We start from the raw sequence: 25,094 nt of genomic DNA, 5'->3' as shown, positions 1-25,094 counted from the left end.
GCCGTGGGCGGACGACGAATCCGTCCACGACTCCTCTGGATAATCTTCTGGATACTCTTCTGGATAAGGTGCAGATATGAAGCTCGAACTTCGCGGCATCACCAAGCGCTTCGGCACCCTCGTCGCCAACGATCACATCGATCTCGTTGTCGAACCGGGGGAGATCCATGCGCTGCTCGGTGAGAACGGCGCAGGCAAGTCCACCCTCATGAATGTGCTCTACGGCCTGTACCAGGCCGACGAGGGCGAGATCCTCCTCAACGATGAGGTGCAGCGCTTCCGCGGTCCCGGAGACGCGATGGCTGCGGGGATCGGCATGGTCCACCAGCACTTCATGCTCGTCCCCGTGTTCACGGTGGCGGAGAACGTGATGCTCGGTCACGAGCAGACCAAGGCCCTCGGCAGGCTCGACATCGCGAAGGCGCGAGAGCACGTGCGCTCGGTCGCCGCCCGCTTCGGCTTCGACATCGACCCGGACGCCCTCGTCGGCGACCTCCCCGTGGGCGTGCAGCAGCGTGTCGAGATCATCAAGGCGCTCTCCCGCGATGCCAAGGTGCTGGTGTTCGACGAGCCGACGGCCGTGCTCACCCCACAGGAGACCGACGAGCTGATGGGCATCATGCGTCAGCTGCGTGACGAGGGCACGGCGATCGTCTTCATCACCCATAAGCTTCGTGAGGTCCGCGAGGTCGCGGACAAGATCACCATCGTCCGCCTCGGCCGCGTCGTCGGCGAGGCTTCGCCGACGGCGACCAACGCCGAGCTCGCCTCTCTCATGGTGGGACGAGCCGTCGAGCTCACCGTGCACAAGGAACCGCCCCGCCTGGGCGAGGGCGGTTTCGAGGTCAAGAACCTCCGCGTGCTGACTCCCGCGGGCGCGATCGTCGTCGACGGTGTCGACTTCGCCGTCCGCCCAGGGGAGGTGCTCGCGATCGCCGGCGTCCAGGGCAACGGGCAGACCGAGCTCGTCGAGGCGATCGTCGGTCTCGCCGCCCGCGTCGAGGGCAGCATCGAACTGGATGGCAACGAGCTGGTCGGCAAGAGCGTGCGGGCGATCCTCGATGCCGGTGTCGGCTTCGTGCCGGAGGACCGCACCGAGGACGGCCTGGTCGCCGGGTTCTCGGTCGCGGAGAACCTGATCCTCGATCGTTCGGACGACCCCGCGTTCAGTCGGGCCGGGACCCTGCGCCGCGGGGTGCTCGACGAGTTCGCCCGCGCGCGCATCAAGGAGTACGACATCCGTACCCAGGGGCCGGAGACGCCGGCGGGCACGCTGTCCGGCGGAAACCAGCAGAAGGTCGTGATCGCCAGGGAGATGAGCCGAGAGCTTCGTCTTCTCGTCGCGGCACAGCCCACCCGTGGTGTCGACGTCGGCTCGATCGAGTTCATCCACAAGCGCATCATCGAGACGCGAGACGCCGGTGTGCCGGTGATCGTCGTCTCCACGGAGCTCGACGAGGTCGCAGCTCTCGCCGACCGGATCGCGGTCATGTACCGCGGCACGATCGTCGGCATCGTCCCCGGCGACACGCCTCGGGAGACGCTCGGACTCATGATGGCCGGAGCGGCCGAAGGGGAGGTGGCCGCGTGAGCGGAGCGACACCCGGCGCAGGAGACGTGACCAAGGGGATCCCGCCGCAGGAGCTCGCCACGAGCACCGGCACGGTTCCGCGCGACCCCAGCGATGTCCCCCCGCCTCCGCGCGGCAACGTGATCCTCAAGGAGATCCTCCGGGGGAGTGCCGTCACGACGATCCTCGCGATCGTCCTGGCCCTCATCGTCGGCGGCATCCTGATCGCCCTGACGAACGAAGACGTGCAGGCGGCCTCCGTCTACTTCTTCGCGCAGCCCGGCGACACCTTCGTCGCCGCCTGGAACGCGGTGTACAACGGGTACGAGGCGCTGTTCCGCGGGGCGATCTTCAACGCCCGCGGAGCCGACTTCGCCGCGCAGATCCGTCCCCTGACGAACACGCTCGGCTTCGCGGCACCGCTCATCGCGGCCGGTCTCGGCGTCGCACTCGCGTTCCGCGTCGGTCTGTTCAACATCGGTGCCCGCGGCCAGATGCTCATCGGTGTCGCCGTGGCGGCCCTGCTGACGTTCTCGCTCGACCTGCCGATCTGGCTGCACATCCCGGTCACGCTCATCGCGGGAATCGCGGGCGGTGCACTCTGGGGTGCGATCGCGGGGCTCATCAAGGCGCGCACCGGTGCGCACGAGGTGATCCTCACGATCATGCTCAACTACATCGCCTACTACCTGCTGCTGTGGATGATCCGCACCCCCGGACTCCTCCAGAAGCCGGGGACCAACCAGGCCCTGGGTTCCGCGACTCCGGAGAGCGCGCAGTTCCCGACCCTGCTCGGTCCGCAGTTCCCGCTGCTCGACCTCGGTTTCGTGATCGTGATCGTCGCCACGCTGTTCGTGTGGTGGCTCATCGAGCGCTCGTCCCTCGGCATGCGCATGCGCGCAGTGGGTGAGAACCCGCATGCGGCTCGTGCGGCGGGCATCAGCGTGCAGCGCATCTACGTCTACGCGATGCTCTTCGCCGGCGGTCTGGCCGGCCTCGCCGGCATGAACCAGATCCAGGGCGCCGTCACCACGGGTGTGACGGAGACCATCGACGCCGGCATCGGCTTCGACGCGATCACGGTCGCGCTCCTCGGACGCAGCCGCGCCTGGGGCACGTTCGCGGCCGGCATCCTGTTCGGTGCGCTCAAGGCGGGTTCGTTCTCGATGCAGGCGCAGAACATCCCGGTCGACATCGTGCTCGTCGTGCAGTCGCTCGTGGTGCTCTTCATCGCCGCACCGCCGCTGCTGCGCACGGTGTTCTTCCTCCCGAAGACCGACATCGAGAAGGCGGCGAGGCTCAGAGCCAAGGCCGCGAAGAAGGCGGTGGCGGCATGATGTCCCTCGTGCAGACCCAGGCCGCGGACGGCACCGTGCAGCTCGCGACCGTGAAGGAGCGGCACCTCAAGGCGCCGATCGTGCTCGCCGGAGCCACCGTGCTCCTCGCGCTGTTGTTCCTGCTCGTGCCGCGCGACGGCATCAGCACGTTCCGGCTCTCCGACCAGTCGTCGGCACTCGCCCTGCCCGACGTCGCCCTGCCGACCGCCTCGACCTTCTGGGTCGTCTTCGGCATCCTGGTGGTCCTGACCGTCGGAGCGTTCCTCCGCGCCTGGACCTATCGCAAGCCGTCGCTGTGGCTCGTGGTGGCCTACGGCGTGCTCGCCGTGTTCGCCTTCCTGGTCTGGGCTGCGGCAGGCGGGCTCGTCCCCGTCACCAGCCTGCTGTTCGGCGCGGTGTCGCTCTCGGTGCCGCTGGTGTTCGGCGCGCTGGGTGGTGTCATCGGCGAGCGTGCCGGTGTGGTCAACGTCGCGATCGAGGGCCAGCTGCTGCTGGGCGCCTTCTCCGCCGCGCTGCTCTCCAGCATCACCGGCAACCCGTTCGTCGGCCTTGTCGGCGCGATGATCGGCGGCGTCCTCGTGGCGAGCGTCCTCGCCGCGTTCGCGATCAAGTACCTCGTCGAGCAGGTCATCGTCGGTGTCGTGCTCAACGTGCTCGTCACCGGCCTAACCGGGTTCCTCTACGGCGCCCTGCTGGCCCCGAACGAGGCGACGCTGAACGCCCCGGTGCGGTTCCCGCGCTTCGAGATCCCGCTGCTCAGCGACATCCCCATCATCGGCCCCGTGCTCTTCAACCAGACGTTCATCGGGTACCTGATGTTCATCACCGTCGCGGTGGTGGCATGGGGCCTGTACCGCACGCGCTGGGGTCTGCGGCTGCGTGCCGTCGGCGAGCACCCGCAGGCGGCCGACACGGTGGGCATCAAGGTCAACCCGACGCGATTCTGGAACGTGCTGCTGGCCGGCGCGATCGCGGGCATGGGTGGCGCGTACTTCACACTCGTCTCGGTACCGCAGTTCGGCAAGGACATGACGGCGGGACTCGGCTTCATCGCCCTCGCCGCGGTGATCTTCGGTCGCTGGGATCCGATCCGTGCGACCCTCGCCGCCCTGCTGTTCGGCTTCGCCACCAACCTGCAGAACCTGCTGTCGATCCTGAAGACGCCGATCCCCGGCGAGTTCATGCTGATGCTGCCGTACGTCGTGACGCTGCTCGCGGTCGCCGGGTTCGCCGGCCAGATCAAGGCGCCTGCCGCCGACGGCAAGCCCTACATCAAGTCGTAGCCCTGCCGGGAAGAGAGAAGCATCGCAATGACGGACATCGACTGGGATGAACTGCGCCAGGTCGCGACCGACGCCATGACCAAGGCCTACGCGCCCTACTCGCGCTATCGCGTGGGGGCTGCGGCCCTCGTGGGCGACGGTCGGATCGTGGCCGGTTGCAACGTCGAGAACGCCTCGTACGGTGTGACGCTGTGCGCGGAGTGCGCTCTGGTGGGCGACCTGCACATGTCGGGCGGCGGCCAGCTCGTCGCCTTCGTGTGCGTGAACAACGACGGGCAGACGATCATGCCGTGCGGGCGCTGTCGCCAGCTGCTGTTCGAGCATGCGATGCCCGGGATGCTGCTGGAGACCGTCTCCGGCATCCGCACGATCGACGAGGTGCTGCCCGATGCGTTCGGGCCGCGCGACCTGGAGGAAGCACGATGACCGCTGGACAGGCTCAGGGAGCCATCGAACCGTTCGATGCGATCGATGTGATCCGCGCCAAGCGCGACGGCGGTGCGGTGCCCGAGCCCGCGCTGCGCTGGATGGTCGACGCCTACACGCGGGGCTACGTGTCGGACGCGCAGATGGCATCGTTCGCGATGGCGATCTTCCAGCGCGGCATGGAGCGCGACGAGATCCGGGTGCTGACGGATGCGATGATCGCGTCGGGGGAGCGGATGAGCTTCGCCTCGCTCGGCAAGCGCACCGTCGACAAGCACTCCACCGGTGGTGTCGGTGACAAGATCACGCTGCCGCTCGCGCCTCTGGTGGCATCCTTCGGTGTGGCGGTGCCGCAGCTGAGCGGTCGCGGTCTCGGTCACACCGGCGGCACGCTCGACAAGCTCGAGTCGATCCCCGGCTGGCGCGCGGCTCTCAGCAACGAGGAGATGTTCGCGCAGATGCAGGGCGACGTGGGCGCGGTCATCTGCGCCGCCGGCTCCGGGCTCGCTCCCGCCGACAAGAAGCTCTACGCGCTCCGCGACGTCACCGGCACCGTGGAGGCGATCCCGCTGATCGCCTCCAGCATCATGTCGAAGAAGATCGCGGAGGGGACGGATGCCCTCGTGCTCGACGTCAAGTTCGGATCCGGCGCGTTCATGCAGGACATCGACCGCGCTCGCGAGCTGGCGCGCACGATGGTCGCCCTCGGCACCGACTCCGGCGTCGCGACGACCGCCCTGCTGACCGACATGAACGTCCCGCTCGGCCTCGCGATCGGAAACGCGAACGAGGTGCGGGAGTCGGTGGAGATCCTCGCCGGTGGCGGACCCTCCGATGTGCGCGAGCTGACCATCGCCCTGGCGCGCGAGATGCTGGCCCTCGCCGGACAGCCGGACGCCGACGTGGAGGCCGCGCTCGACGACGGGCGTGCCATGGACACCTGGAAGGCGATGATCCGCGCGCAGGACGGCGATCCGGATGCCGAGCTGCCGACGGCACGGGAGACGCACCAGGTGCTGGCACCGGCCGACGGCGTCGTCACGCGCATGGACGCCCTTCCGTTCGGCGTCGCCGCCTGGCGTCTCGGCGCGGGTCGCGCCAGGGCGCAGGATCCCGTGATCTTCGAAGCGGGAATCGATCTGCACGCGAAGCCCGGCGATCGCGTCGTCGCCGGTCAGCCGCTGTTCACCCTCTCCGCCGCAGACGATGCTCGTTTCGGCCGGGCGCTCGACGCGCTCGATGGCTCGTGGGAGATCGGGGACGAGGCGCCGGTCACCGGTCCCATCGTCCGCGAGCGCATCACCGCGTGACGTCGGACCGCTAGCCTGATCTGAGCACATCCGCGACCGAGAGGATCACCATGTCGATCGATGCGAACGGCGACGTCACGCTTCAGGGCGTCTCCCTGCGGAGCCTGCCCAAGGTGTCGCTGCACGACCACCTCGACGGTGCGGTACGGCCCGCCACGATCATCGAGCTCGCGGATGAGATCGGACTGGACGTTCCCGAGTCGAAGCCTGCTGCTCTGGGTTCGTGGTTCGCGAAGCAGAGCGACTCGGGTTCTCTGGTCGAGTACCTCAAGACGTTCGACCTCACCACCGCCGTGATGCAGACCCAGGAGGGGCTCACCCGCGTCGCGCGCGAGTTCGTGCAGGATCTCGCCGCCGACGGAGTGATCTACGGCGAGGTGCGCTGGGCACCAGAGCAGCATCTGGCTCGCGGTCTCACGCTCGAGCAGACCGTGGAAGCCGTGCAGCAGGGCATCGAAGAGGGAGAAGACCTCGCCGACGGCTCCGGACGCAGCATCCGGGTCGGGCAGCTCATCACCGCGATGCGCCACACCGACCGCGCCCTCGAGATCGCCGAGCTCGCGGTCGACTTCCGCGGTCGCGGTGCGGTGGGCTTCGACATCGCGGGACCGGAGGACGGATTCCCGCCGTCGAACCACCGCAAGGCGTTCGACTACCTCGCCGAGAACTTCTTCCCCGTCACCGTGCATGCGGGCGAGGCGGCCGGCCTGGCCTCGATCCGCTCGGCGCTGCTGGACGGGCGCGCCCTGCGCCTCGGTCACGGCGTGCGCATCGCGGAGGACCTCCAGGTCATCACGCAGGAGGGCGACGAGGTGCAGGTGCAGTTCGGCGACCTCGCTCGCTGGGTGCGCGACCGTGAGATCCCGCTCGAGCTCTCGCCGTCGTCGAACCTGCAGACCGGGGCGATAGCCGCGTGGGGCGACACGATGGTGGATCACCCGTTCGACCTTCTCTACCAGCTCGGGTTCGCGGTGACCGTGAACGTCGACAACCGCACCATGAGCGCCACGTCTCTCACACGGGAACTCGCCCGGCTGGTCGAGACGTTCGAGTACGACCTCGACGACCTCGAGACGTTCCAGTTCAATGCGGCTGCTGCGGCATTCCTGCCCGTCGAGGAGCGCGAGGAGCTCGTGGAGATGATCGCCGAAGGCTTCGACGCCTGATCATGGCTTCCGGGGGGAAGAAACGGGCCGCACGAACCGCCGTCATCCTCGGCACGATCGCGGCGGCCGTCGTGGTCGGAGGAGGCATCGCCGCCTTCGCCTGGATGAACCGCACGCCGGAGAACACCGTCCCGAAGGCGCAGTCCATGGCGATCGAGCATCCGCTGACTCCCGCGGAGCAGATCGTCGCCGATGCGGACGACCCGCGCGCCTGCGCTGTCACGTTCTCGGGCGAGGGTGCGCCCACCGATCCGATGCTGCAGTTCCAGGACGACCTCTACCAGGGATTGCCGATCCCGCAGCTCGACGGCAGGGTGTTCGCCGGCTGGTACGCGAGCGCGGCGGACGCCGGGGCGCTCACCGTCGCCGCGCGTGTGAACGGCGCAGACCCCGTGGTGTGCGCCGATCAACAGGTCGAGCTCTTCGCGGCCTGGCGGACGCCGGAGGAGAACGCGGCCGAGAACGTGCGGGTGCCCATCCTGATGTACCACCAGTTCACGGCGAACCCGGAGGGGGAGAAGGGCTGGTTGCGGGGCAACTACGCCTACATCGGCGACTTCGACGCGCAGATGAACCACATCGCGACGACGGGGTTCTACCTGCCGACGTGGGACGAGCTCAGCGCCTTCATCGACGGTCGGCTCTCGCTTCCCGCCAAGAGCGTGATCATCACCGATGACGACGCCGACCAGTCGTGGTTCGATCTGGCGGTGCCGGTCGTCGACAGGTACAAGCTGCTCAGCACGTCGTTCATGATCACGGCCTACCGGCAGGATCCCGCGCCCTCGATCTACGTGCAGCGTCGCTCGCACACGCACGACATGCACCAGGCCGGAGACAACGGCAAGGGCCGGATGGTCAACTGGACGGCCGATCAGATCGCGGCCGACCTCGCCACGTCGGCCGGCGTGCTCGGCGTGGGGCAGGTGGTCGCCTATCCGTTCGGGCACTACAACGACACGACCAAGCAGGGGGTCGCGCAGGCCGGATTCGAGATGGGACGCACCATCGAACCCGGTTACGTGACGATCGGCACCGACAAGCTCGCTCTCCCCGTCGTGCGCATCGACTACGGCATGGGGCTCGACGCGCTGGTCTCGCGCATCGGCTGAGGGCGGAGCACGCGGCAGGATGGTGCCATGCCCTCCTCGTCAGAGTCCGCCTCCGTCGTCATCGTCGGGCCGGCGTCATGGAACACGATCGTCGTGCTCGATCGTCTGCCGGAGCCGGTACCGCACATGCAGTTCGCCGAGAGCGCCTGGGAGACGGTCGGAGGCACGAGCGCGGGCAAGGCGCTCAGCCTGACCGCGCTGGGCAGGTCGGTCCGGCTCCACGCCACCGCCGGGGTGGACAGGGAGGGCGTACACGTCCGAGAGGCCCTACGTGCCGCGGGGGTGCCGGTGGACTGGCATGACGGTGTCACGGAGCGGCATCTCAATCTGATGACGCGCGCGGGTGAGCGGGTCTCGCTCTACCTGGCCACGCCGGGGGAGACGACGGGTGAACACGACCGGCGTGCGCACGGGGAGATGGCGGCAGCCGACGCCATCGTGCTCGACCTTGCGGCCGAACCCCTGCGCCTGCTGCCCCTGGCCCGGTCGACCGGTACGCCGATCTGGGTCGACGTGCATGACTACGACGGGTCGGCGGACTACCATCGGCCTTTCCTCGACGCAGCCGACGCGGTGTTCTGCAACGCCGACAGACTCGACGACCCGATCGGGTTCCTCCGATCACGCATCGTGGCGAGAACCCGTCTGGCCGTCTGCACTCTGGGGGCGGACGGTGCCGTCGCGGTCGACGAACACGGCGCCGTCCACCGGGTTCCTGCAGAATCCGTCGATGTCGTCGACACGAACGGGGCGGGAGACGCCTTCCTGGCTGGGGTGCTCGATGCACGGCTCGACGGAGCCGACGTCCCCACCGCCCTCCGGGCGGGAGCCCGGTCAGCGGCGACGGCGCTGCGAACGCGACACCTGCATCCGTTGCTCGACTCCGTGCTCGACCCCGTGCTCGACTTCGGGTTCGAGCCTGTGGGGGAGTGAGGCTCAGGGAGCGAGCGGGGCGAGGAAGTCTCCGGCGAGACGCGTGACCTCCGCATGCATGTCGTCGCTCGAGATGGTCGGGGTGCCGTCGCCGTCCTGTGGGCCGTAGTCGCCGAAGGAGGCGTGAGATGCGCCCTCGATCTCGACCAGGTCGGCATCGCCGGGCAGCTCGGGCCGGGCATCCGCGATCTTCTGGGGCGTCGACAGCCCGTCCTCGCTCCCCGCGAGGCTCAGAACGGGCAGGTCGCTTCCGGAGAGGTCGTTCGCGCAGTAGGACGCGAACAGCACCAGCGCGTCGGCATCGGACGCGAGCTGACAGGCACGCACCCCGCCCAGTGAGTGGCCGCCGACGCTCCATACGTCGATTCCGGGGGCCGCGGAGGTGAACGCGTCGAGACCGCGCGGGTCGAAGAATGCCAGGTTGAGCCATGGGCGCGTGATCACGACGGTGACCCCGTCCTCGGCCAGGCCCTGCAGGATGGCCGCGTATGCCCACGGGTCGACCTTGGCTCCGGGGATGAACACGAGGCCGAGGTCCGAGTCTCCGTCCGCGGGAGCGAGCACGATGCCCTGGTCGGCGTCGGTCACCGTGATCGCCGGGTTCTCGCGCACGGCCGCGAGCGGTTCCGGCTCCGCGGACATGACGCCGATCTGACTCCAGGCGAGTACACCGCCGACGGCGAGCACGAGCACGATGGCGATGCTCCACAGCACGCGCCTCAGGATCCGGTGGGACTTCTTCTTCACGGGACAACGCTACTGCGCGCGGTGACCCGGTGATGCACGACGGCGCTCTCGCGACGGCGACCCGCGACGGCGGCTGCGCTCAGGCCGGCACCTCGAGTGCGCCCTTCTCCCGTCGCACGGCCGTGCGGTAGGCGTCCTTGTTCACGTAGTAGGCCATCCGGTCGAGGCCCAGGTAGTGGTAGCCGCCGGTGACATCCGGCCACGGGGTCTCGGTCACGCGTCGGCGGAAGCGTGCGGCGCGCGTCGGGTCCTCCTCGGCGGCGCTCAGATAGGCCGCCAGCAGCTCGGCCTGCTCGTAGCGGCCCTGCCAGCCGATGCCGGAGGCTTCGATCATGCCCATCACGTAGAGACCGTTGAACGACGACGGGAACACGTTCAGGAACAGTCGCGGCGAAGCGCCTCGCCAGTGCAGGTGCGCCCTGTCGACGAACGGATAGTCGAGGGTGTACCCGGTGGCGAGCAGCACGAGGTCGTAGTCGTCGGCGCCGCCGTCGCGGAAGTGCACGGTCGGCCCGTCGAACCGGTCGACGTCGGCGCGGATCCGCAGATCGCCCTGCCCGAGGTGGTTCAGGATCAGGGTGTTCACGATCGGGTGCGACTCGTAGATGCGGTAGTCGGGCTTCGGGAATCCGAAGCGCACGGGGTCGCCCGTGAAGGCGCGCAGCACGCGGCTGTCGAGCGCCTGCTTGATCCTGGCGGGCAGCGGGCGGCCCTGGTTCAGGGTGTCGCTGGGTCTTCCGAACAGGTAGCGCGGCACGAAGTAGTAGCCGCGCCGCACGCTCATGTCGACGGACACCGCATGATGCACGGCGTCCACCGCGATGTCGCAGCCGGAGTTGCCCGCGCCGATCAGCAGCACCCGTCTGGACTTCAGCTGCTCCGGCGACTTGTAAGCGCTCGTGTGCAGCAGTTCGCCCGTGAACTCGCCGGAGAAGGAGGGAACGTTCGCCCGGGCGAGCGTTCCGTTCGCCAGCACGACACCCGTGTACCACCGGGTCTCGACGCCGTCGGGGCCGGTGCTCGTGAGATCCCATCCGCCATCGCGCGGTTCGAGCCGCGTCACGCGCGTGTCGAACCGGAACAGAGCGGTGAGGTCGAAGTGGGCGGCGTAGTCCTCGAAGTACTCCTTGAGAACGCGGTGACCCGGGTAGTCGACCGAGGAGCGCATGGGGAACTCGGTGAACTCCGTCGTGGTCCGCGAGGAGATGAGGTGAGCCGACTCGTACATCGTGCTGCGGGGATTGTCGATGTCCCACAGGCCGCCGACGCCGTGCGAGGCCTCATACCCGTCCACGCCGATCCCGCGCTTCTGCAGCGCTCGTGCGGCGGCGAGGCCCGATGGTCCCGCACCGATCACGGCATATCCGTTCATGTGGCTCCCGCACCTCGCTGTCCTCCCGCACGCCGTCGTGTCGAGAAACGCCCCCGCCCACCGATGGTATCGGCAGACGGGGGCGTCTCTGAGCGAGGGGTCAGACAGCTCCCAGACGCTGTTGCCTGGCCGCGACCGCGTCCCGGATCAGCGGGAACAGCGGGTGCTCCGGGTCGAGGCCTGTCGTGGTGGTGGTGAACGCGGCAGGGTCCTCGGCACGGAGCAGCTGCTGCAGCTCGACAGACTGCTCGTCGGCGGGATCGTCGAACTCGAGCGCTGCGGACACGGCGGCGACCAAGGCGTCGGTGGGCAACCCCCGCTCTGCGGCCATGGCCGCCGGGCCAACGAAGCGCTCATGCCGTGAGATCTTCCGCAGCGGCTGACGTCCGACGCGCTGCACGGTGTCGACGAGCGCGGGGTTGCGGAAGCGCTCCAGGATCGTCGCGCGGTAGTCGGCGAGGTCTGCCGGGTCGAGCCCGTGCTCGGCGACCAGGACGGCCGACGTCTCCTCGAGCGCCGCCGAGACGCTCGAGGAGATGTCCGAGTCGGCGAGGGCGTCCGAGATGCGCTCGATGCCCGCACGCGCCCCGAAGTACGCGGTCGCCGCATGGCCGGTGTTCACCGTGAACAGCTTGCGTTCGATGTACGGCGCCAGGTCGTCGACGAAGTGCGCGCCGGGGATGTTCGGCAGCGCGCCCTCGAAGGGTCCCGACTCGATGGCCCACTCGAAGTAGGGCTCGACCGTCACGTCGACCCCCGATCCCTCCGGCTGCGCCGGGACGATGCGGTCGACGGCCGTGTTGGCGAAGACCGCGCGCGCGAGCAGCGTCTCTGCATCCGCGCCCGCTGCGGCGACGATCTCCCGCCGCAGCAGCTCCGTTGCCCCGATCGCGTTCTCGCACGCCATCACCTGCAGCGGCGCGGAGTCCGGACTGCGCAGGGCGAGTCCGGCGACGATCGACGGAGCCACGAACCGCAGCACCGTCGGGCCCACCGCGGTCGTGACGACATCCGCGGTGGCGACCTCCTCGGCCACCGCGGCCGGATGCGTCCTGCTGTTGACCGCGCGGAATCCGGTCACGACGTGATCGGTCCCTCCGGGGCCGGCCTCGTGCACCGTGTACGAGTCGACCTCGTTGATCGCGTCGACGAGCGCATCGGCGACGTCCGAGAAGACCACCTCGTACCCGCCGTCGCTCAGCAGCAGACCGACGAACCCGCGCCCGATGTTGCCCGCCCCGAAGTGGACCGCCTTCATCCTTCGTTCACCTCCGAGAGGAGGGCGTAGAGCTCGTCGGCGGTCTGTGCCGCCGACAGCCTGGCGACATCGTCCTCCTCGGAGAACAGGATGGCGATGCGGGAGAGGATCTCCAGGTGCTCGTCCCCGACGCCGGCGATGCCGATCACGAAGGTCGCGGGCTCGCCGGACCAGTCGACGCCCCCGTCATAGCGGACGACCGACAGTGCGGAGGCGAGGATCGTGTCCTTCGCTTCGTTCGTGCCGTGCGGTATGGCGAGGCCGTTGCCCATGAAGGTCGACACCGTCTCCTCACGCTGCCGCATCGCGTCGACGTAGGCCGGGGTGACCGCACCGGCGGCGACGAGGATGTCCGTCGCCTCCTGCAGAGCCTCGTCTCGTGTCGCACCACCGGGGTGGATGCGGACCTGATCCTGGGTGAGGACGCTCATTCTGTTTCCTTTCGCTGCTCGCGCACCATCTCGACGACTTCTTCGTAGCGGGGCGAGTTCATGAAGTTGTCCACGGAGACGTGGACGGAGTTCGGCGACTTCGCCTCGGCGCGCTCGGTGAGCTGCTGCTGGGTGATGACGACGTCAGCCGTTCCGTCGAGGTTCGCGATCGCCTGGTTGGTGACCGTGATGTCCTCGATGCCGGCCTTCTTGAGCTTGTTGCGCAGCACGCTCGCGCCCATGGCGGACGAGCCCATCCCGGCGTCGCAGGCGAACACGATCCGCTCGATCGGTGCGGAGATCACGGTCGCGCTCGTGGCGGTCGCGGCTTCCGGAGCCGCGGATGCCGTCGACGTGCGCAGCGCGTCCATCGCGGCGGACGACTTGCCCTTGTTGGCCTCGGTCTGTGCGATCGCGGCGCCGAAGGTGTCGCCCTCGGCCTCGAGGTCGCGCTTGCGGGAGGCCCGCAGGATCACGCCGGTGATGAGGAAGGTCACGGTCGCTGCGACGATGACCGAGAGGTAGACGACCAGGAGGTTGCCGACTCCCGGGCCGATGGCCGCAGCCGTCACGGCGATGATGCTTCCCGGTGCTGCAGGGAAGGCGAGACCCCCGCCGAGGACCATGTTCGTCGTGACCCCGGCCGCACCACCCGCGATGAGGGCGAGGATCGTGGTCGGCTTGCTGAGGGCGTAGGGGAAGTAGATCTCGTGGATGCCACCGAAGAACTGGATGATCGCCGCTCCGGGAGCGGATGCCTTCGCCGCACCGACCCCGAAGAAGGTGAAGGCGAGGAGCAGACCGAGGCCGGGCCCGGGGTTCGCCTCGATGAGGAACAGGATCGACTTGCCGGTCTCGGTCGCCTGCTCGATGCCGAGCGGGGTGAACACGCCGTGGTTGATGGCGTTGTTCAGGAACAGCACCTTCGCGGGCTCGACGATGATCGATACGAGCGGAAGCAGCTGCAGCGAGACCAGCCAGTCGACGGCAGCACCGAGCGCGGCGCTGATGCCGAGCATCACGGGGCCGAAGGCGAAGAAGCCGAAGATCGCGAGCAGCATGCCGAGGATACCGGCGGAGAAGTTGTTGACCAGCATCTCGAAGCCGGGCTTGATCTTGCCGTCCCACAGCCGGTCGACCTGCTTCATGACCCAGGCGGCGAGGGGGCCCATGATCATGGCACCGAGGAACATCGGGATGTTCGTGCCGACGATCACGCCGACGGTGGCGATCGAGGCGACGACGCCTCCGCGCTCGCCGTAGACCATGCGGCCGGCGGTGTTCGCGATCAGCAGCGGCAGCAGGTACGTCACCATCGGGCCGACCAGTCCGACGTAGGCGAGGATGTTGCCGTCCGCGCCTTCGGCCACGGCGGTCATCGCGCCCTGCCAGCCGATGATGACGGAGTCGCCGCCACCGCCGAGGATCTCGGACACGCCTGCCCAGTGCCAGCCGAACGGGCTCTCCGCGCCGAAGAACCCCTTCGGGATGAACAGCATCGTGATGAAGCCCCAGGCGATGAAGGCGGCGATGTTGGGCATGATCATGCCCGAGAGGAATGTGCCGAAGCGCTGCACTCCTACGCGCAGGCCGCCGGGTCTGGTGGCGGCAGGTGACGTCGTCGTCATGATGTCGTCTCTTTCTTGTGGAGGGGGAGTTCCGCGGCGAGGGCTGCCACGGCGTTTCGGGCGGAGGAGGCATCGTCGGCGGCCAGGGCGGCCTCGGCGAGACTCCGCGCCTCGGACGGGGTGCGCTCGGACAGCGCATGACGGACATCGGCCAGGGCGGAAGGCGCCATCGACAGGCTCGTCGCGCCGAGACCGACCAGCACCACGGCGAGCAGCGGATCGGCCGCGGCTTCGCCGCAGATCCCGACGGGTTTGCCGAGTCGGGCACCTGCATCGCCGACCTCGCGGACGAGGCGGAGGACGGCAGGGTGCCAGGGGTCCTGGAACCCTGCGACCGAGCCGAGCATCCGGTCGGCAGCCATCGTGTACTGCGTGAGGTCGTTGGTGCCGATCGAGGCGAAGTCGGCGTGCGCGAGCACGCGATCGGCGAGCAGAGCGCTCGCCGGGATCTCGACCATCACTCCCGCGGTCTTCAGCCCGTACTCGCGTGCGAGTCCCGTGAAGTAGACGGTCTCCTCGACCGTTGCGACCATGGGAGCCATCACCCAGAGATCGGCCTCGGTCACGGCGGCGGCCTCGGCGAGTGCGGTGAGCTGCTCCCGCAGGATGTCCTCGCTGGCGCGCAGCGCCCGCAGACCCCTGAGCCCGAGCGCCGGGTTCTCCTCGTGTGCATCGTTGAGGAAGGCCAGAGGCTTGTCAGCGCCGGCATCGAGCATCCGCACCACGACCTTCCGGCCGGGGAAGGCCGCGAGCAGCTCGCGGTACGACTCGCGCTGCTGAGCGATGGTGGGCGCCTGGGCGGAGGAGAGGAACAGGAACTCGGTACGGAACAGCCCGACGCCCTCGGCCCCCCGAGCGACCGCGTCGGCCGCATCTGCAGGCTTCCCCAGATTCGCGAGCAGCGCGACAGGCGTGCCGTCGGCGAGAGCGCCGGGAGTGGTTGGGGCCGCGTCGGCCGACCGCCGAGCGGCAGCGCGCTCGGTGGCGCGAGCCTTCTCGTCATCCGTCGGTTCGCGCGTGACCACGCCGCTGGCTGCATCGACGATCACGGTCTCGCCGGTGGTCAGCATCTCGCCGTCGGCGACGCCCACGATCGCGACGATGCCCTTCTCCCTGGCGAGGATCGCCGTGTGCGAGGTTGGGCCGCCGTCGGTGGTGATCAGTGCCAGGACCTGATCCAGATCGAGGAGTGCGGTGTCCGCCGGCGCGAGGTCGCGGGCGACCAGCACGAACGGGTGCCCCGGGTTCGGGACCCCCGGGGCGTCGACGCCGCGAAGATGCGCGAGCACTCGCTGCGCGATGTCGTCCAGGTCCGCGGCGCGTTCGCCGAGGTAGCCGCCGACCGCCTCGAGCGTGGCGCGGAACCCGGCGAATGCGTCGTGCACGGCCCACTCGGCCGTCGCCCCCGCGTCGATTCGTGTGTCGACCTCGTCCTGGAGCGTCGGGTCCTCGGCGATCATGGCCTGCGCCTCGAGGACCTCCTGCGCGGATCCTCCGGCTGCCTCGCCGCGCTCGTTCAGTTCCTTCGCCACGACCGAGACGGCGTCGCGGACCCTGGCTCGTTCGGCGTCAGCCCCCGCGGTGCTCGGCGTGTTCTCCGGGGCCGGCATCGCCTCGGCCATACGGACGATCGGCCCCTGGGCGACCCCGAGACCGATGCCCACTCCGCGCAGCTCGCTCATCCGGCGGCGTCCTGGTCGTGGTCGGTGGTGAGGAGCTCGGTGAGGGTGTCGAGCACGTTCTCCGCGCCGTCGCCGTCCGCCGTGAGCGTGACGTAGTCGCCGTGCTCGATCGCGAGGGCGATGACGCCGAGGATGCTCGCCGCGTTGACGGGTTTTCCGGAATCCTTGGCGATCGTCACGGCGATGCCGGAGTCCTTCGCCGCCTGCGCGAACAGCTTGGCTGGACGGGCGTGGAGTCCGTGGGAGGAGCCGATCCGGACGGTGCGGGTGGCGGTCATGATGTTCCTTTCGGGGTTTCGCCGGCAGCGGCGAGGAGCGAACGGGCGAGGACGAGCGTGCGCGAGCCGTCGAGATCGGAGAAGACGTCGTCCGGGAGGATGGCGACCGGCGCGTTCGAGCTCTCGCGGATGGCGTCGAGGCGGTCGGCCAGGTGCGGGCCGACCAGGATCAGGTCGTGGTCGGAATCCGAGGCGGCGCCCTCCGTCCCGGCGGATGCGTCCCAGGCCAGACCGGCCGTCTCCGCGGCACGGCGGAGCCGCTGCGCGACGAACGTGCTCGATGCTCCCGCACCGCACACCACGAGGATCCTCATCGATGCCCACCTACTTCCTGAGAACAGTCTGGGAACCAGGAAGGGGTGCGCGCCAACACGATCCTTTCCGCCCCCGCGGAACGGCGCCTTCCGCCCCGAGGCGCCGGCCACCTGACATCATGGAGAGCACGTCGAGACGGTGCAGTCAGCACGCGGGAGGGGAGGATCATGTCGCGCCAGCGTCAGGACCAGCTCCTCGCCGCGCTGCTGCGTCAGGAGGGCTGGGCTACGGCCGCGAGCCTCGCCGACCTCATGGGGGTCACCCCGCGCAGCATCCGTTCCTACGTCGCGGCGCTGAACGCTCGCACGCCCGGAGCCGCCGTGATCGAGTCGGGTCCCGCGGGGTATCGCGCCGGATCCGGCGCACGGGGTGCGATGCGCATGCGTCAGGGCGGGGAATCGGCCCCTCGCGATCGCCTGCACACCCTGGTGCGACTCCTGCTCGATGAGCCGGCTGGCATCGATGTCTTCGACACCGCGGAGGATCTGCACGTCAGCGAGGCGACGCTCGAAGCGGATCTGGTGCGCGTGCGCGGCCTGCTCGACGGCACCGACCTGACGCTCGAGCGCGAGCGCGAGATCGTGCGTCTGCGCGGCAATGAGACAGCGCAGCGCCGTCTGCTCAGCAGGCTCGCCCACGACGAGATGGATGATGCCTCCTTCCATCCCGAGACGTTCCGGCGCGCGCTGTCCGGATCGGCGGTGGACGCAGGCGCGGTCGGTCCCTTCAAATCGGCCCTGGTGCGCGAGTTGGGTGAGCTCGGCTACTACGTGAACGAGCTCGCGATCTCCGACGTGCTGCTGCACATCGCGATCGCCGCGGAGCGGGTCGCTGCGGGACACACGCTCGAATCTGCACCGGCGGGCACGCGCGAGGAGATCCCGCGCGTGGGGGCGGTCATCGCCCGCCTGGCCTTCGAGCACTTCTCGGTGGTCCTCGGCGATGGCGACAGCGGCCACCTCGCCTCCCTCGTGCTGACGCGCATCGTCGCGCCGGGGGAGGCGACGACACGCGAGGTCGCCCGCAGCGGCGTCGACCCGATGGTCGAGGCCGCCGTCCGTGCGGAGATCACGCGTGCGGCCGAGGACTTCGAGGTCGACCTCGTCGATGAGACCTTCGTCCTGCGTCTCGCCCTGCACGTGCAGAATCTGCTGCGGCGGGCGGAGGAGAGCGCCCTCACGCGGAACCCGCTCACCCGGTCGTTGAAGGCGACGTACCCGATGATCTTCGAGGTGGCCGTGTCGATCGCGAGCGGCCTGCACGACCGCGTCGGCACGCCGATCCACGACGACGAGATCGCCTACATCGCCATGCACGTGGGCGGCCGTCTCGAACGCAGCCGCAAGGCGGAATCCATCCTCACCGCCACGATCGTGTGCCCGGGGTATCACGAGCTGCACGAACTGCTCCGCTCCAGCGTCGACCGTTCCCTCGGGACGGCCATCGAGGTCACCACCGTCGTCACCAATGTCGATCCGGACTGGTCGTCGTTCGATACCGATCTGGTGCTCAGCACCATCGAACCGGGATCCTCCGGCGACCGCTTCGTACGCATCCAGCCGTTCCTGACCGATGCCGACGTCGACCGCATCCAGCAGGCGGCGGCGCGGGTGCGGCGGGGACGGCGTCTCACCCGCCTCCGCGGTGAGCTCGCCCGCTACTTCCTCGCGGACGCCTACGTGTTCCCCCTGCCGGATGAGGGGGAGGAGGCGATCATCCGGCGTCTGGGCGGTCTTCTGGTGCAGGCGGGCCTGATCGGCGAGGACTACATCGAGAACACCATCGTGCGGGAGCGGATGTCGTCGACCGCCTTCACGGATGCGCTCGCCGTGCCGCACGCGCTCCAGATGACCGCCACTCGCACGGCCATCGCCATCGGCGTCGCGGACGGCTCAGCGGCCTGGGGCGGAGGGCGAGTGCAGGTCGTCGCCCTCGCGGCGTTCAGCGAGAGCGACCGTGCGGCTTTCCAGACCGTGTTCGAGCAGCTCGTCGAGGTGTTCAGCGAGCGCGAGAGCGTGCAGCGGATCGTCCGGAAGGGGACGACTTTCGAGGCGTTCCTCGACGAGCTCGTCGCCGTGATCGACGGGTGAGGGTCGCGGTCAGCCGCGGGGAGCGAGAACCTCCGCGAGCTGATCGAGGACGGCCTCGGACGTCGGAGACGGTGCGGTCTCGATCTCGACCGGATCTCCTGTCGCGATCCCGAGGTCCATCACGGCCAGCACGCTGCTCAGGTCGACGGTCGTGCCGTCGGCCGTGCGGAGGGTGACCGGAGACCCGTGCGACTGCGCGAGTCGCACGAGCTCGGCCACCGGACGAGCGTGCACGCCGTTGTGCGCGCTGACGATGATGCGTCGGATCGGCATGCTCAGGAGCGTTCGTCGAGCAGGGCGCGCACCCCGGCTTCGAGTTCGGCGACGGCCTCTCGCGCGCGCTCGGCGGAGTCCGCCTTCGCGTCGATGTAGACCTTCAGCTTCGGCTCGGTGCCGCTGGGACGCACGATCACGCGGGACCCGTCCGTCAGCCGGTAGCGGAGCACGTCACCGGACGGCTGCCCCTGGCCCGCCTGCAGCAGGTCCTCGGCTGAGGCGATCGACCGACCGGCGATGTGTGTCGGCGGAAGCGTGCGCAGGGCGAGCATCACGGTACCGATGATCGAGAGGTCTTCGACGCGCACCGACACCTGACCGCTGGCGAAGTGCCCGTAGGTCTCGCCGAGTTCGTCCAGCAGGTCGCTGAGCGTCGCTCCACGGTCGCGCGCCTCTGCCGCGAGGCCGAGGACCGCGACGGCGGCCGACACGCCGTCCTTGTCGCGCACGGTCTCCGGGTTCACGAGGTAACCCAGAGCCTCTTCGAAACCGAAGACGATGCCAGGGGCGCGCGAGATCCATTTGAAGCCCGTGAGCGTCTCGTGGAAGTCGAGTCCGTGGTGGGTCGCGACGGCGCCGAGGCCGGGGGAGGAGACGAGTGAGCAGGCGAGTGATGCCCCTGGCGTGCCCGCCGCCGCACGTGCCGCCCTCGCGCCGAGCAGGAGTCCGACCTCGTTGCCGGTGAGGCGACGCCAGCCGTCCGCTGCCGAGTCGTCGGGGATCGCGACGGCCAGGCGGTCGGCGTCGGGGTCGTTGGCGAGGATGAAGTCCGCCTTGACGCGCCGAGCCCTCGCGAAGGCGAGATCCATGGCACCGGGCTCCTCCGGGTTCGGGAAGGACACGGTGCGGAAGGTGGCGTCGGGCGTGAGCTGCTCGTCGACGACGAACGGCTGCGGGTATCCGGCGTCCTTGACGATGCGGGACAGCGTCTCCCAGCCCACGCCGTGCATCGCCGTGTACACCCAGCGCATCCCGGTGGTGCCGGCGGGGGCGGGGGCGACGGCGGCGGTCGCTGCGATGTAGGCCTCGACGACGTCCTCGCCTGCGACCTCGTATTCCGTGGAGCGCGGCAGTGCCGTCACCGGTCCGGCGTCCGCCATCCGCTGGATGTGCGCGGCGATCTCCGCATCGGCAGGAGCGACGATCTGCGACCCCTGATCCGCGCCGCCCAGGTACACCTTGTACCCGTTGTCGTTCGGCGGGTTGTGGCTCGCGGTCACCATCACGCCGGCATCGGCTCCCAGGTGGCGCACGGCGAACGCGAGCACGGGGGTGGGGAGCAGACGGGGGAGCAGGACCGCGCGCAGTCCGGCTCCGGCGAACAGCTCGGCGGAGTCGGTCGCGAACACGCGGGAGTTGCGACGCCCGTCGTATCCGATCACCACCGTCGGCGTCTGGCCGTCCGACTTCTGACCGTTCGACTTCTCGCGCAGGTAGGCGGCGAATCCCGCCGCGGCCTGCGCGACCAGCACCCGGTTCATCCGGTTGCTCCCGGCGCCGAGCTCGCCGCGCAGACCGGCGGTGCCGAAGGCGAGACGCGTGCGGAAACGGTCGTCGAGGTCGGCGATCGCGTCCGCATCCCCGGCGGCGGCCCGGGTGATCACACCGGCCAGTTCGTCGCGGGTCTCGTGGTCGGGGTCCTGGCGCAACCAGGCGCGGGCCTGCGCGAGCCGCTCCTCGCTCACAGGGCCTCGACCACCCTGGCCAGAAGCGCGGAGATCACGGGCTCCGCCTCCCGTCCGGCCTCGATCACCTCGGCATGGCTGAGCGGGGTCTGCTGGATTCCCGCGGCGAGGTTGGTGATCAGGGAGAACCCGAGGATCTCCATGCCGGCCTCGCGCGCGGCGATCGCCTCGAGCGCGGTCGACATGCCGACGATGTGGCCGCCGATGTGCTTGGCCATCTGCACCTCGGCCGGGGTCTCATAGTGCGGGCCGCGGAACTGGGTGTAGACGCCTTCGTCGAGTGAGGGGTCGATCGAGCGGGCGACGTCCCGAAGACGCTTCGAGTACAGGTCGGTGAGGTCGACGAACGTGGCGCCCTCGAGCGGCGAATCGGCCGTGAGGTTGATGTGATCGCTGATCAGTACGGGCTGGCCAGGGGTCCAGGTCTCGCGGATGCCGCCGGCTCCGTTGGTCAGCACCATGATCTTGGCGCCCGTCGCGGCTGCCGTGCGGACGCTGTGCACGACGCGGCGTACGCCGTGGGCCTCGTAGTAGTGGGTGCGCGCGCCGATGACGAGGACGTTCTTGCCGCCGGGGGTGCGGATGCTGCGCAGTGTGCCGACGTGGCCTTCGAGCGCGGGCTTCGAGAAGCCGGTGACCTCGGTCGCGGGGATCGTGGCGACGGTCTCGCCGATGATGTCGGCCGCCTTGCCCCAGCCGCTGCCGAGGGTGAGGGCGATGTCGTGGTTCTCGACGCCGGTCAGACGGGCGATGTCGGCTGCGGCCTGCGCGGCCACCTCGAACGGGTTCGCGGTCGGGTCGTCGAGGGGGTTGCTGTGCGTTTCGGGCATGGATCCACTCTAGGAAGGTGCAGGCTCGGGTGCCAGGATTGCGCGAGAATGGATTCCATGTCTTCCACCACTTTCGAGCGCACTCAGCGCGTCGCCGTGCTCGGCGGCGGTCCCGGCGGCTACGAGGCGGCCCTCGCGGCCGCCCAGTTGGGTGCCGAGGTCACCCTGGTCGAACGGGTGGGAGTCGGCGGATCAGCCGTGCTCACCGACGTCGTGCCTTCGAAGAGCCTGATCGCCACCGCCGATGCGGCCGTCGCCATCTCCGAGGCCAGCGACCTCGGCGTGAACTTCTATGCCAAGGGCGACCACTCCCGCCCCCTCAAGCCCGAGATCGCGATCAACCTCGCCGCCGTGAACAAGCGCCTCCTCGCGCTCGCCGGCCAGCAGTCCGAGGACATGCGCGCGACGCTCCTCGAGGCCGGTGTGCGCATCCTGTCCGGCCACGGACGCCTCGAAGGGCCCACGGCGATCATCGTCTCGACCGGCCAAGGCGGCACCGACTTCGACCGGGTCGAGGCCGACACCATCGTCGTGGCCGTCGGCGCCTCGCCGCGCGAGCTGGACTCCGCGAAGCCCGACGGCAAGCGCATCCTGACGTGGACGCAGCTGTACGACATGAAGGCGCTCCCCGAGCACCTCATCGTGGTCGGATCCGGTGTCACCGGAGCGGAGTTCGCCTCCGCGTACATGAACCTGGGCGCCAAGGTGACCCTGATCTCCAGCCGTGAGCAGGTGCTCCCCGGCGAGGACAAGGACGCGGCTGCGGTGCTGGAGAAGGTCTTCAAGCGCGGGGGAATGCAGGTGCTCTCCAAGTCGCGCGCCGACAAGGTGGAGGTCACGGACGACGGCGTCACCGTCACGCTGTCCGATGGGCGCACGGTCGAGGGCAGCCACTGCCTCATGGCCGTCGGGTCCATCCCGAACACCGCAGGCATCGGTCTGGAGGAAGCCGGCGTCGAGCTCGACGAATCCGGGCACGTCCGGGTGAACAAGGTCGCTCGTACCTCGGTCCCCAACGTGTACGCCGTCGGCGACTGCACGAACTTCTTCCCGTTGGCCTCCGTCGCGTCGATGCAGGGGCGCACCGCGGTGTTCCACGCCCTCGGCGACATCGTGATCCCGTTGGAGCTGATCAAGATCACCTCCAACATCTTCACCGCGCCCGAGATCGCCACGGTCGGCTACGGCGTCAAAGACGTCGAGGATGGCGTCGCGGACGGCATGGTCTACAAGTTGCCTCTCGCGGCGAACCCGCGCGCGAAGATGATGGGCATCAAGGACGGCTTCGTGAAGCTCATCGCGCGGAAGGGCTCCGGTACGGTGATCGGCGGTGTGATCGTCGCTCCGAAGGCCTCGGAGCTGATCTACCCGATCGCGGTCGCCGTCGAGCGCCGCCTCACGGTCGATCAGGTCTCGCGGGTCTTCGCCGCCTACCCCTCGCTGTCCAGCAGCATCACCGACGCGAGCAGGGCGATGCACCTCGTGAACATCTCCTGACGCCCGTAGGCACAGCAAAGGCGCCCCACTTCGGTGGGGCGCCTTTCGCGTGTCAGCGGGAGGATCAGCTGATGGTGAGCAGCTGGTGTCCCGCGGAGACCGTGGCGCCGGCATCGGCGTTGATGTTGCCGACGACGCCGTCCTTGTGCGCCTGCAGCGGCTGCTCCATCTTCATGGCCTCGAGCACGACGACCAGATCGCCCTTGACGACCTGCTGTCCGTCGGCGACCGCGATCTTCACGACCGTGGCCTGCATGGGGGACTTGACGGCATCCCCCGAGGCTCCGGCGTTGGCCGTTGTGGCATGGCTGCGGCGCGACGGTGGAACCGCGGCGGGGCGACCGGCGGTGCCTGCGGCGACGGCGACGCGGTCCGGCAGGCTCACCTCGAGGCGCTTGCCGGAGACCTCGACGACGACCGTGTGCCGGGCTTCGGAGGCAGCCGGCGCCTCGAGCTCTCCGTCCCAGGCCGGGATGTCGTTGACGAACTCGGTCTCGATCCAGCGCGTGAAGATGCCGAACTCGCCGCTCTCCGCTGTGAACGCAGGATCGCGCACGACCTTGCGGTGGAACGGGATGACGGTGGGAAGGCCGGCGACCTCGAACTCGTCGAGGGCACGGCGCGAGCGCTCGAGGGCCTCTGCCCTGTCCTTGCCGGTCACGATGATCTTGGCGAGCAGCGAGTCGAAGGCACCGGAGACCGAGTCGCCCGCAGTGACACCGGAATCCAGACGGATGCCGGGGCCTCCGAAGGTCTTGAAGACGTGGATCGGGCCCGGCTGGGGCAGGAATCCGCGACCGGGGTCCTCGCCGTTGATGCGGAACTCGATCGAGTGGCCCTGCGGCTTCGGGTCGTCGTAGTCGATGGTGCCGCCGGCCGCGATACGGAACTGCTCTCGTACCAGGTCGATGCCGGTGACCTCCTCGGAGACCGGGTGCTCGACCTGCAGACGTGTGTTCACCTCGAGGAAGGAGACGGTTCCGTCGGCTCCGATGAGGAACTCGCAGGTACCGGCGCCGACGTAGCCGACCTCCTTGAGGATGGCCTTGGAGGCGGCGTAGAGGAGGTCGTTCTGCTCCTGCGTGAGGAACGGGGCCGGCGCCTCCTCGACGAGCTTCTGATGGCGGCGCTGCAGCGAGCAGTCACGCGTCGAGATCACGACGACGTTGCCTTCGGCATCGGCCAGGCACTGGGTCTCGACGTGACGCGGCTTGTCGAGGTACTTCTCGACGAAGCACTCGCCGCGGCCGAAGGCGGCGACGGCCTCGCGCGTGGCGGACTCGAAGAGCTCGGCCACCTCGTCGAGCTCACGCGCGACCTTGAGGCCGCGTCCGCCGCCGCCGTAGGCGGCCTTGATGGCGATCGGGAGGCCGAACTCCTTCGCGAAGGCGATGACCTCGTCTGCGCCCTCGACCGGTCCCGGCGTTCCGGGGGCGAGGGGTGCGCCGACCTTCTCGGCCACGTGACGCGCGGTCACCTTGTCACCGAGGGCCTCGATGGCTTCGGGGGAGGGGCCGATCCAGGTCATCCCCGCGTCGATGATGGCGCGGGCGAACTCGGCGTTCTCGGCGAGGAAGCCGTAGCCGGGGTGCACGGCGTCGGCGCCCGCACGGCGGGCGATCGAGAGGATCTTCTCGATCTGGAGGTAGGTCTCGGCGCTGGTCGAGCCGCCGAGCGCGTAGGCCTCGTCCGCGAGGCGGGTGTGCAGGGCATCACGATCCTGGTCGGCGTAGACGGCGACGGAGGCGATCCCGGAGTCACGGGCGGCGCGGATGATGCGGACGGCGATCTCGCCGCGGTTGGCGATGAGCACCTTGGCGATAGCAGGCATGCTTGCCAGCCTAGCGAGAACGACCGCGATCCCTTTG

General features: G+C 69.2%; 22 protein-coding genes. 10 read left to right on the top strand and 12 right to left on the bottom strand.

The genetic code is table 11. The features are described from left to right. Nucleotides 1-76: 76 nt before the first annotated feature. The 8 genes from FFS56_RS16295 to FFS56_RS16260 are packed head-to-tail and all read left to right on the top strand — an operon-like array spanning nucleotide 77 to nucleotide 9,137. Nucleotides 77-1,591, top strand: coding sequence for an ABC transporter ATP-binding protein (locus FFS56_RS16295; protein ID WP_046748941.1), 1,515 nt, complete (start codon nucleotides 77-79; stop codon nucleotides 1,589-1,591). Beyond that, a complete protein-coding gene (locus FFS56_RS16290; RefSeq protein WP_046748942.1) occupies nucleotides 1,588-2,907 on the top strand; it encodes an ABC transporter permease in 1,320 nt (439 codons plus the stop codon). Before FFS56_RS16295 ends, FFS56_RS16290 begins: the two co-directional genes overlap by 4 nt. After that, a complete protein-coding gene (locus FFS56_RS16285; protein WP_046748943.1) occupies nucleotides 2,904-4,190 on the top strand; it encodes an ABC transporter permease in 1,287 nt (428 codons plus the stop codon). Before FFS56_RS16290 ends, FFS56_RS16285 begins: the two co-directional genes overlap by 4 nt. 27 nt (nucleotides 4,191-4,217) lie before the next feature. Next, the gene (locus tag FFS56_RS16280; protein WP_029262551.1) at nucleotides 4,218-4,616 is read left to right on the top strand and encodes a cytidine deaminase; all 399 of its coding nucleotides are present in this window, start codon (nucleotides 4,218-4,220) and stop codon (nucleotides 4,614-4,616) included. Beyond that, nucleotides 4,613-5,926, top strand: a complete 1,314-nt coding sequence (locus FFS56_RS16275; protein ID WP_046748944.1) for a thymidine phosphorylase — start codon at nucleotides 4,613-4,615, stop codon at nucleotides 5,924-5,926. The genes FFS56_RS16280 and FFS56_RS16275 overlap by 4 nt, the downstream gene beginning before the upstream one ends. Nucleotides 5,927-5,976: 50 nt before the next feature. Beyond that, nucleotides 5,977-7,092, top strand: a complete 1,116-nt coding sequence (locus FFS56_RS16270) for an adenosine deaminase (protein ID WP_127011953.1) — start codon at nucleotides 5,977-5,979, stop codon at nucleotides 7,090-7,092. A 2-nt stretch (nucleotides 7,093-7,094) separates the two neighbouring features. Next, nucleotides 7,095-8,204, top strand: a complete 1,110-nt coding sequence (locus tag FFS56_RS16265; RefSeq protein WP_046748946.1) for a polysaccharide deacetylase family protein — start codon at nucleotides 7,095-7,097, stop codon at nucleotides 8,202-8,204. Between the two features lie 27 nt (nucleotides 8,205-8,231). Then, entirely contained in the window at nucleotides 8,232-9,137 is a 906-nt protein-coding gene (locus FFS56_RS16260; RefSeq protein WP_127011954.1) for a PfkB family carbohydrate kinase, read from the top strand. A 3-nt stretch (nucleotides 9,138-9,140) separates the two neighbouring features. Here the strand turns inward: FFS56_RS16260 and FFS56_RS16255 are convergent, their stop codons facing one another. From FFS56_RS16255 to FFS56_RS16220, 8 genes are all read right to left on the bottom strand, one after another. Then, nucleotides 9,141-9,830 (bottom strand): alpha/beta hydrolase, encoded by a 690-nt coding sequence (locus FFS56_RS16255; RefSeq protein WP_113681707.1) that lies wholly within the window; start codon nucleotides 9,828-9,830, stop codon nucleotides 9,141-9,143. A gap of 133 nt (nucleotides 9,831-9,963) precedes the next feature. Beyond that, nucleotides 9,964-11,256, bottom strand: coding sequence for an NAD(P)/FAD-dependent oxidoreductase (locus tag FFS56_RS16250; RefSeq protein WP_046748949.1), 1,293 nt, complete (start codon nucleotides 11,254-11,256; stop codon nucleotides 9,964-9,966). 100 nt (nucleotides 11,257-11,356) lie between these two features. After that, nucleotides 11,357-12,514, bottom strand: a complete 1,158-nt coding sequence (locus FFS56_RS16245; protein WP_046748950.1) for a mannitol-1-phosphate 5-dehydrogenase — start codon at nucleotides 12,512-12,514, stop codon at nucleotides 11,357-11,359. Next, a complete protein-coding gene (locus FFS56_RS16240; protein WP_127011955.1) occupies nucleotides 12,511-12,945 on the bottom strand; it encodes a PTS sugar transporter subunit IIA in 435 nt (144 codons plus the stop codon). The genes FFS56_RS16245 and FFS56_RS16240 overlap by 4 nt, the downstream gene beginning before the upstream one ends. After that, nucleotides 12,942-14,573, bottom strand: coding sequence for a PTS mannitol transporter subunit IICB (locus FFS56_RS16235; protein WP_046748952.1), 1,632 nt, complete (start codon nucleotides 14,571-14,573; stop codon nucleotides 12,942-12,944). The genes FFS56_RS16240 and FFS56_RS16235 overlap by 4 nt, the downstream gene beginning before the upstream one ends. Beyond that, nucleotides 14,570-16,255, bottom strand: coding sequence for a phosphoenolpyruvate--protein phosphotransferase (gene ptsP / locus FFS56_RS16230; protein ID WP_046748953.1), 1,686 nt, complete (start codon nucleotides 16,253-16,255; stop codon nucleotides 14,570-14,572). Before ptsP ends, FFS56_RS16235 begins: the two co-directional genes overlap by 4 nt. Continuing rightward, nucleotides 16,252-16,533 carry an HPr family phosphocarrier protein gene (locus FFS56_RS16225; RefSeq protein ID WP_046748954.1) on the bottom strand — a complete coding sequence of 94 codons (282 nt, stop codon included), beginning with the start codon at nucleotides 16,531-16,533 and terminating at the stop codon, nucleotides 16,252-16,254. Before FFS56_RS16225 ends, ptsP begins: the two co-directional genes overlap by 4 nt. Next, nucleotides 16,530-16,847, bottom strand: coding sequence for a hypothetical protein (locus FFS56_RS16220; RefSeq protein ID WP_046748955.1), 318 nt, complete (start codon nucleotides 16,845-16,847; stop codon nucleotides 16,530-16,532). Before FFS56_RS16220 ends, FFS56_RS16225 begins: the two co-directional genes overlap by 4 nt. A 168-nt stretch (nucleotides 16,848-17,015) precedes the next feature. Here FFS56_RS16220 and FFS56_RS16215 point away from each other — a divergent pair, with 168 nt between their 5' ends. Beyond that, the gene (locus FFS56_RS16215; RefSeq protein ID WP_046748956.1) at nucleotides 17,016-18,938 is read left to right on the top strand and encodes a PRD domain-containing protein; all 1,923 of its coding nucleotides are present in this window, start codon (nucleotides 17,016-17,018) and stop codon (nucleotides 18,936-18,938) included. A gap of 9 nt (nucleotides 18,939-18,947) precedes the next feature. On the opposite strand, the gene FFS56_RS16210 is transcribed toward FFS56_RS16215, so the two are convergent. From FFS56_RS16210 to FFS56_RS16200, 3 genes are read right to left on the bottom strand one after another with little or no spacing between them, the layout of a single operon-like run. Continuing rightward, nucleotides 18,948-19,211, bottom strand: coding sequence for an HPr family phosphocarrier protein (locus tag FFS56_RS16210; protein ID WP_046748957.1), 264 nt, complete (start codon nucleotides 19,209-19,211; stop codon nucleotides 18,948-18,950). Nucleotides 19,212-19,213: 2 nt separating this feature from the next. Next, entirely contained in the window at nucleotides 19,214-20,899 is a 1,686-nt protein-coding gene (locus FFS56_RS16205; protein ID WP_127011956.1) for a phospho-sugar mutase, read from the bottom strand. Next, nucleotides 20,896-21,729: a purine-nucleoside phosphorylase gene (locus tag FFS56_RS16200; RefSeq protein WP_046748959.1), complete on the bottom strand. Its 834-nt coding sequence runs from the start codon at nucleotides 21,727-21,729 to the stop codon at nucleotides 20,896-20,898. The genes FFS56_RS16205 and FFS56_RS16200 overlap by 4 nt, the downstream gene beginning before the upstream one ends. Before the next feature lie 48 nt (nucleotides 21,730-21,777). Between FFS56_RS16200 and FFS56_RS16195 the strand changes: the two genes are divergently transcribed. Next, nucleotides 21,778-23,226 carry an NAD(P)H-quinone dehydrogenase gene (locus FFS56_RS16195; protein ID WP_046748960.1) on the top strand — a complete coding sequence of 483 codons (1,449 nt, stop codon included), beginning with the start codon at nucleotides 21,778-21,780 and terminating at the stop codon, nucleotides 23,224-23,226. A gap of 64 nt (nucleotides 23,227-23,290) precedes the next feature. On the opposite strand, the gene FFS56_RS16190 is transcribed toward FFS56_RS16195, so the two are convergent. Continuing rightward, nucleotides 23,291-25,057: a biotin carboxylase N-terminal domain-containing protein gene (locus tag FFS56_RS16190; RefSeq protein ID WP_046748961.1), complete on the bottom strand. Its 1,767-nt coding sequence runs from the start codon at nucleotides 25,055-25,057 to the stop codon at nucleotides 23,291-23,293. Nucleotides 25,058-25,094: the final 37 nt, after the last annotated feature.

The sequence above is a fragment of the Microbacterium sp. Beta genome (assembly GCF_005502545.1).
In the GTDB taxonomy this organism is placed as follows: domain Bacteria; phylum Actinomycetota; class Actinomycetes; order Actinomycetales; family Microbacteriaceae; genus Microbacterium; species Microbacterium oxydans.
This window is presented reverse-complemented; position numbering and strand designations above follow the sequence as displayed.